An 8,065-nucleotide genomic window follows, 5' to 3' on the forward strand; every position below is an offset into this window, starting at 1 on the left:
CAGCCGGAGACGAAACCACCTTCAGCGACAGAGTCAGTGAAAAAGTGGCCACTGGCTCATTTCCGTCACGCGTCGGACAAGTGACGGTAACGGAGACAGGTTCATTTATCCGCTTCCCGGTTTGGGGGCTTCTTTCTAGCATCTCGCTGATCATCTTACCCTGATAACAGCTAAAGACCACATCATCTTCGGGCCGGCGTAAAAACTCACCCTGGACAGATTTAAAAGCCAGCGACACATCCAGGCCTGAATGGTTAGCCATATCCATCGCCAACAAGCCAGCAGCCACATCGGCCCCAATTGCCAATGCCCCAAAGTACATGCTCTCAAGGTGATTTTTGGTCTTGTCATTGAGCGGGATCTTCAGTGACAGATGTTCATCGCTTATCTCCAGGATTTCCGGAGTACAATAATCAATTAGCTTAACTTTCTGTTTGCTAAAGCTTTTCAACATCTCATTCGCCTGAGCGACTCTGCTATCCATTGCCTTCCCTCTTTTACACCAACTCATTAGACCAGTTAAGTTCGTCGTGTCGAAAAAGTCAAACTTCGATTTAAAAATACAAAAAATCCCCGACAACGTGTTGCCGGGGAGCACTAAAGATATGCAAGGAGATTTAACGGACAAACGTGTAAAGTGATTCAAACTCCTAGTATTGCAGAAGCAGCTGGTACTACTGGATCATCGCCCCCTGTTCGACCCAGTTTCCGATAAGCGTACGTTCTTCATCGGTCATTTGAGTAAGGTTGCCAAGCGGCATTACCTGAGTCTGTACTGTCTGCGCCACAATACGCGGTGCATTGACTTTTATTTCCTCCGGAGTATCCAATATCACCCCGGCAGGCGCTGTTTTGAACGCAGCATGGGTAGGATTGGCCGAATGGCAAACAGAGCAACGTTCCTGAATAACCAGGTTTACCTCTTCAAAACTAATGTGATTGGCTTGAACCTGAGCCACTTCCTTATCCTCAACACTCACTGGTGCCGATGCAACAGGCGCTGCCGACATTTTTGCTGCATACGGTGAGGTTACAAATGCCAGAGTGATCATACCCAAAGCTGCGGCTGGCACTGTCCAAGCGTACTTCTGGCTATCATGACGGGTATTGAAGTAATGGCGCACAAGAATACTGAATACGGCAAGGCCAGCCAGGATCAACCAGTTATATTCCGAACCGTAAGTGCTCGGGAAATGGTTGCTGATCATAATGAACAACACAGGCAGTGTCAGATAGTTATTATGACGCGAGCGTAGCAGGCCTTTGGCCGGCAGCTCAGGATCCGGCTCCCGGTTCTCTTCTATCGCTTTTACCAGCCCGCGTTGCGCTGGCATGATAACGCGAAAGACATTACCGACCATGATGGTGCCAATAATCGCGCCGACATGAATATAGGCACCTCGGCCACTAAACACCTGGCTCAGCCCGTAAGCCGCCCCAACCAAACCAAGAAATAATACTGCGCCGAGCAACATCGGGGTCTGGCCCAGCTTCGAATTACAGAGGAAATCATAAATAAACCAACCTGCCACCAGCGCTGCAATCCCTAGCGCGATAGCTGTGGACGGTTCTAGCCCCGAGCCCGGTGCAATCAGGTAGATTTCCGCATTGAGGTAATACACCACCGCCAGCAGGCAGATACCTGAAATCCAGGTAAAGTACGCTTCCCACTTAAACCAATGCAGCTTCTCCGGCATTGTGGGTGGAGCAAGTTTGTATTTCTCCAAGTGGTAGATCCCACCGCCGTGAATTGCCCACAGATCACCTGTCAGCCCTGTTTTTGGGTTCACGCGGTTGAGGTTATTTTCAAGCCAAACAAAGTAAAATGAAGCACCTATCCATGCTATACCCACAATCATGTGAATCCAGCGAATCGCCAGGTTCAACCATTCTGTCATATGTGGATCCATAACTAACTCCTGTCATGTTTAGCGCTCTGATCGCCCCTTGGCTTATCAGAATGCTTCGGTTAACGCCGCCTGCTCCAAACTGTCCAAAGCCAGCTCCACCTGAACATCATCGGTGAAATACACTTCATCACAGTTGTTGCCCTCACCCGCCCTATCAACGATCAGAAACTGATCCTGATCGCTGAGTGCCAAAACCGGGTGGTGCCAGACACCTTTATGGTAATTCACCCCCTGTTTACCGTTGCTGAGAAAGGCTCTCAAAGCAGTGGGATCAGGTTTATCACCTTTGGGGGCAACAAGGATCAGGTATTGATTGCCCAGAAGCGGAATAAAGGCCTGAGAACCCAGCGGATGACGCTCCATCATCTGTACCATCAACGGATATTGCAGTGGTGTTGCCTGGAAGATGCTGATAATCGGCTTGCCGCCATCATCAGCGACATCCACTTCGGCCAGACTGTGATAACGGCGAGTCGAGCCGTTGTTGATCATAAAATAATCACTAGCATCCTTGTCGATTACATCACCGAATGGCTGAAAAGCTTCTTTTGTCAGTGGCTCAATAGTCAACTGCCTTACCGTGGTCGCTGGTTGCATTATTCTCTCCTGAGCTGGTTTATTACGCTTGTTGTTTAAAACCAAACAAGCGAAGACGACTGATCCCGCCATCAGGGAAGATATTCAGGCGCACATGTGTGATCGGCCCAATGTCATTCACCTGATCAGAAAATTCATGAATACTGTCGGCAGCCAGCTTCTGAGATGGCAGCAATTCACGCCAGAACAAACTTTGGGTCGCTACCTGATCATCTGTCCCACCCTGCACATAGGCGGCCTGGATATAGCAGCTATCGGGGAAATTGCCCTTGAAATGTGCGGTATCGACTGCAACTTTGTTGACTGTTCCCGGATGGCCGAGAGCCACAATGACCCAGTCATTTCCAGGTGTACGGCGGCGGGCCGTTTCCCAACCGTCACCCATGTTCTCACCGCGCCCCGGACGAAGAATATTGGCTTTCTTACCAAAGTGTTCATCGCTGCAGGCCAATGCACGGCCTCCATTTTCCAGCGCCGCCAAATCCACTTCTACGTCAGCTGCGGTTTTCTCCCAGTCCACACTTGGCAAGCCATAAACCCGCAGGCGCGCAACACCACCATCGGGATAGATATTCAGCCTGACATGGGTAAACACCTGCTCGTTATCAACAGTATGTTCATGCTGGCTGTCACCCTGCAGGCTTTGTGATGGCAGGATCTCCTGCCACTCTGTTGCCTCTGTCGGATCACCGTCCGGGCTATAACAGGCATCAACAGACGCCGAAGGAGGGTAGTTGCCGGTGAAAAACAAAGTATCGATATCCAGCCCTTTGATCGTGCCGGCAAAGCCAAGCCGGACAATACAATAATCGTATCCTTCTCCGCGTTTGCGGCGAGATTCCCAGCCATCCATCCACTTGCCGTTGTCGTCATACAGGTCTTCTTTGAACACCGGCTGGGCACTACTGATCAGACGGCTTTTGTCGGCAAAGAAATCATCGGTGGCATAAATGGCCTGCGCGCCGATTTTTTCATCTGCCAGATTGACGTATTGTTCGAATATCGTTGTCATTTCCTTTCCTTCTTCAATTCCATTCGTCATGAAATGCGTGGTTTGAGTAAGTAATCAGGACATCAGCCGTGGCCTACATGTCCTGCAGACGAAATAGTGCGATCTTGTTGATCTCCTCTATCGCCTTCGCGAACTCAGCTGCACTGTCATTTCCTAATCGCATCTCAAAGGATTCGAGAATTTGGTAACGATTGGCCCCTTTCACTGCCATAATGAAGGGAAACTTGAAGCGCTCTTTGTAGCTGTTGTTAAACTGGGTAAATTGTTCGAATTCTTCCGGTGAACACTGGTCAATGCCAGCACCGGCCTGCTCTGCCGTTGACGCCGCAGTCAACTCTCCGTTGATGGCTGCGCGACCGGCCAAATCCGGGTGCGCATTGATCAGCGCAAGTTGTTCCTTAACATCCGCTTGCAGCAAGACTTCTGCCATCCGCTGATGAAGAGCTTCAACCTGATTATCGGTATCTGACACCCCTTCATCATAGGTACGTTCAGCCACCCAGGGACTGTGTTCGTAAACATCAGCAAAGTGGGCAACAAATTCTTCGCGGCTCATCTGAGCTGGCTGACAGGTGTTAAAGCTTGCCATTATCGTGACTCCTTCATGCTTGGGTGCGGATGGTGTTCGTGCCAGTGACGGGCAATATCTATTCGGCGGCAAAGCCAAACATCGTCATGCTGCTGGACATAGTCGAGAAAGCGCTTCAAGGAAGCGATACGCCCTGGTCGGCCAATAAGACGGCAATGCAGACCGACCGACATCATCTTCGGCGCTGTCTCCCCTTCTTCATACAAGGTATCGAATGTATCTTTGAGATAGTTGAAGAACTGATCACCGGCATTGAAACCCTGAACGGTAGCAAAACGCATATCGTTGACATCGAGGGTATAAGGGATGACTAGCTGTGGCTTGCCTGCTTCATTGTGCCAGTAGGGAAGATCGTCATCATAGGCATCAGAGTCATACAGAAAGCCCCCTTCTTCAGCGACAATCTTGCGGGTATTGGGACCGGTTCTTCCTGTATACCAGCCCAAAGGACGCTGACCGGTGATCTTCTTGATGATCTCTATCGCTTTCACCATATGAACTCGCTCCTCGCTGTAATCCATGTTCTGGTAGTCAATCCAGCGATAGCCGTGGCTACAGATTTCATGGCCAGCCGCAACCATCGCCCTGGCGACATCGGGGTGTCGCTCCAGCGCCATTGCCACCGCAAAGACAGTCAGCGGAATATCGTATTTTTCGAATAGTTTCAGAACTCGCCATACCCCGGCACGGCTACCGTATTCGTAAATCGACTCCATACTGATATGCCGCTGCCCCTTGAGCGGCTGAGCCGAGGGAATTTCCGACAAAAATGCTTCTGACTCGTTATCTCCGTGCAAAATACAACGCTCGCCACCCTCTTCGTAGTTCAGTACGAAAGAAATCGCGACGCGGGCATCATTTGGCCAATGGGGATGCGGGGGCGTATCACCATAACCAATCAGATTACGCGGATAGTCTGTACTCATCACATGACTCCTTTCTAGCGTTCCAAATGCCAATCATGTTCCAGTTGCTTGGCAAGGTAATATCTAAACTTTTAACACAGATTGTATACAATCGAAAGATGAAATGTAAAATTTTTGTTTAACTGACTTTAGGGTCAAATTAAACAATGTCATCAAACCCCTTTAACATCAACACATAAGTTCGAAATTTATCATTTTACCCACAAAACCAGTTAACATTTTTATTACATGGAGCTTTACTATTCACCATCATTGTGTACATAGTTAGTAAAAGTTAAATACAATTTCAGCGAAGGTAAATTCTCTCAACAACCACTTGTTGACTTCTAACCTCTTGCTGATATTAATCTTTTTACGTTAACTATGGAGAGCGCTCAGCGCGTGACAAATGATGGGACGATTAACGACACATGTACTTGATACTGCAAATGGCATTCCAGGCGCAGAAATAAAAGTGGAACTGTATCGGATTGAAGATGCCTCTTTGCACTGGGTTAAAACCGTTTATACCAATGCTGACGGACGAACGGATGAGGCTATCTTGGATAACGGGGGCTTCAGTCCGGGTAAGTATCAGTTAATCTTTCATACTGCCGACTACTTTAAACAACAGGGAGTGTCACTGCCTGATATCCCCTTCCTTGATGATGTGGTGATCCGCTTCGGCATTGCTGACTCAAGTTCGCACTACCACGTGCCCCTACTCGTATCACCTTATAGTTTCTCAACTTATCGAGGGAGCTAAAGCTTCATTAACGCTGTCCGGGCAGCATACAAGTGTGTTCTGCCCATTGGCGAAAACAAACAATCATTACTCGCCTTCCCCCTTTGAATGAATGTGGTATTCACAGGCATCGGCATGCACTGTTCTGGATATGGTTCGGCACACTCATGGTGCAACTAACTAAATTGTATACATATTCGCCATTAGTAACTAAATAACGATCTACTGCTGTCACTATCTTTTCTACTGGCCCTGAAAGGGTTGCCATACGGGCTTTTGCTGCATTCAAAAAGCAGAGCCAGTAAAAAAGATAACAAATACAGAAAGCTGGAACGCTTTTTGCGAAGCGTAGAGAGTATGAACTGTAGAAATACAGACACTAATAGTCGAATAAAACAAAAAACACAGGCTTCATTGTGAACGATATAAATACAAATTGAGTTCATTTTAGGAACGTTAGAAAGAGGAATGTAGTCATGAATGACACTAAGGCAGAAGTGCTAAATGAAAAGGCGCAGGGTTCCGCCCCTTTCCTGGAACGGTTTTTCCAGTTAAAAGCACATGGAACTAACGTAAGAAATGAGCTCATAGGTGGCCTCACTACCTTTGCGACCATGGCTTATATCATTTTTGTTAACCCGAGCATTATGTCTGCCTCGGGCATGGATGCCGGAGCGGTCTTTGTCGCGACCTGTATCGGCGCAGCAATCGGTACCCTACTGATGGGCCTGTTTGCCAACTGGCCGGTTGGCCTGGCACCAGGCATGGGACTCAATGCCTTTTTCTCGTTTACCGTCGTCGGTGAGATGGGCTACAGCTGGGAAGTCGCACTTGGGGCGGTCTTTATTTCAGGTGTGCTTTTTGTCGGTATGAGCTTTTATAAGGTCCGGGAATGGATCATCGAAAGCATACCTGAAAGCCTGCGTTATGCGATGACCGCTGGTGTCGGCCTGTTTCTTGGCCTCATCGGCCTAAAAACTGCGGGAATTGTTGTCGAGAGTCCGGCAACCCTGGTGACGCTGGGAGACTTTACCCAGCCACAGGCACTGCTTGCCGCTATCTGCTTTCTGATCATTGCGGTACTGAGCGAGCGCAAGGTATTTGGCGCGGTACTGATTGGCATGATTGGCGTGACGCTGGTCGGCATGATGCTTGGTCTTGTCGAGTACCAAGGGCTGATTTCATCGCCACCGAGTCTTGCACCGACCCTGCTGGCGATGGACATTACCGGCGCACTGAATATCTCGATGGTCAGCGTGATCCTGGCCTTTCTGTTCGTCAATATGTTTGATACCGCTGGTACCCTGATGGGCGTTGCCGAGCGCGCCAAATTGATAAACAAAGAAACTGGTCGTATTGAAGGGCTAAGCAAGGCCCTGAAAGCCGACAGTATCGCCAGCGTGGCTGGTGCCTGTGTTGGTTGTCCACCTGTTACCAGTTATGTCGAGAGTGCATCTGGCGTTGCAGCCGGTGGTCGTACCGGCCTGTCAGCCATCGTGATCGCCGCCCTGTTCCTGGCAGCTATTTTCTTCTCTCCGCTGGCAGGAATGATCCCCAGCTATGCCACCGCAGGCGCATTGATCTACGTCGCCTTCGTCATGATGAGCAGCATGCAGCATGTCAAATGGACAGACTTTACCGATGCTGCTCCTGCCGCTATTACTGCACTGATGATGCCGCTGACCTTCTCAATTGCCAACGGCATTGCACTGGGCTTTATTACCTACACCGTGCTGAAAGTGGCAACCGGAAAAACCAAAGATGTGTCGATAAGCATGTACGCGCTGACCGCTATCTTTATCGCCAAGCTAATTTACATCGGCTAGACCACACAACCGTGACACTACGCAGTTTGTAGAAGTCATTCTTTGTACCAAAAGCGTTAATACAAACGATGGATTACAGAGGATCAACAATGAAACTTCTCTACACACTTAACGAACGTCCCCCCTACGGGATCACCCTATTACTGGCCTTGCAGCACATGCTGGCCTCAATCGGAGGGATCGTAGCCGTTCCGTTGATTGTCGGCTCGTCGATCGGCCTGCCGACAGATGAAATCGTTACCCTAATCAACGCCGCGCTGCTGGCCTCCGGTATCGTGACCATCGCGCAATGTCTGGGCGTGGGGCCGGTCGGGATCCGACTGCCGGTTGTGATGGGATCCAGCTTTGCCTTTCTCGGCATTGCCATTGCCATCGGTAACAAAGACGGTGTCGGCGGGATCATGGGAGCCAGTCTGGTTGGCTCCTTCGTTGTGATTGCCGCCAGCTTCTACATGGACAAAATTCGCAAACTATTTCCCAC

9 protein-coding genes are annotated in these 8,065 nt (G+C 49.4%); 3 read left to right on the plus strand and 6 right to left on the minus strand.

All coding sequences use genetic code 11. The features are described 5' to 3' along the window. The 6 genes from MHN01_RS09670 to puuE all read right to left on the minus strand — a co-directional run. The coding region (locus tag MHN01_RS09670) for a PaaI family thioesterase (protein WP_239411161.1) at positions 1-484 on the minus strand (484 nt) is incomplete at its 3' end. Positions 485-674: 190 nt separating this feature from the next. Then, positions 675-1,910 carry a urate hydroxylase PuuD gene (locus MHN01_RS09675; RefSeq protein WP_239411162.1) on the minus strand — a complete coding sequence of 412 codons (1,236 nt, stop codon included), beginning with the start codon at positions 1,908-1,910 and terminating at the stop codon, positions 675-677. A 45-nt stretch (positions 1,911-1,955) separates the two neighbouring features. Then, the gene (locus tag MHN01_RS09680; RefSeq protein WP_239411163.1) at positions 1,956-2,507 is read right to left on the minus strand and encodes an ureidoglycolate lyase; all 552 of its coding nucleotides are present in this window, start codon (positions 2,505-2,507) and stop codon (positions 1,956-1,958) included. 22 nt (positions 2,508-2,529) lie between these two features. After that, positions 2,530-3,519: an allantoicase gene (alc, locus tag MHN01_RS09685; RefSeq protein WP_239411164.1), complete on the minus strand. Its 990-nt coding sequence runs from the start codon at positions 3,517-3,519 to the stop codon at positions 2,530-2,532. A 73-nt stretch (positions 3,520-3,592) separates the two neighbouring features. Further along, positions 3,593-4,108 (minus strand): 2-oxo-4-hydroxy-4-carboxy-5-ureidoimidazoline decarboxylase, encoded by a 516-nt coding sequence (uraD, locus tag MHN01_RS09690; protein WP_239411165.1) that lies wholly within the window; start codon positions 4,106-4,108, stop codon positions 3,593-3,595. Continuing rightward, the gene (gene puuE, locus MHN01_RS09695; RefSeq protein ID WP_239411166.1) at positions 4,108-5,034 is read right to left on the minus strand and encodes an allantoinase PuuE; all 927 of its coding nucleotides are present in this window, start codon (positions 5,032-5,034) and stop codon (positions 4,108-4,110) included. The genes uraD and puuE overlap by 1 nt, the downstream gene beginning before the upstream one ends. Before the next feature lie 391 nt (positions 5,035-5,425). Between puuE and uraH the strand changes: the two genes are divergently transcribed. The 3 genes from uraH to MHN01_RS09710 all read left to right on the plus strand — a co-directional run. After that, a complete protein-coding gene (gene uraH, locus MHN01_RS09700; RefSeq protein ID WP_239411168.1) occupies positions 5,426-5,779 on the plus strand; it encodes a hydroxyisourate hydrolase in 354 nt (117 codons plus the stop codon). Positions 5,780-6,234: 455 nt separating this feature from the next. Then, positions 6,235-7,584 (plus strand): NCS2 family permease, encoded by a 1,350-nt coding sequence (locus tag MHN01_RS09705; RefSeq protein ID WP_239411167.1) that lies wholly within the window; start codon positions 6,235-6,237, stop codon positions 7,582-7,584. Positions 7,585-7,673: 89 nt separating this feature from the next. Further along, a partial coding sequence (locus tag MHN01_RS09710; protein ID WP_304622848.1) for a solute carrier family 23 protein occupies positions 7,674-8,065 on the plus strand: 392 nt, incomplete at its 3' end.

The organism is Photobacterium sp. OFAV2-7 (assembly GCF_022347985.1).
GTDB lineage: Bacteria > Pseudomonadota > Gammaproteobacteria > Enterobacterales > Vibrionaceae > Photobacterium.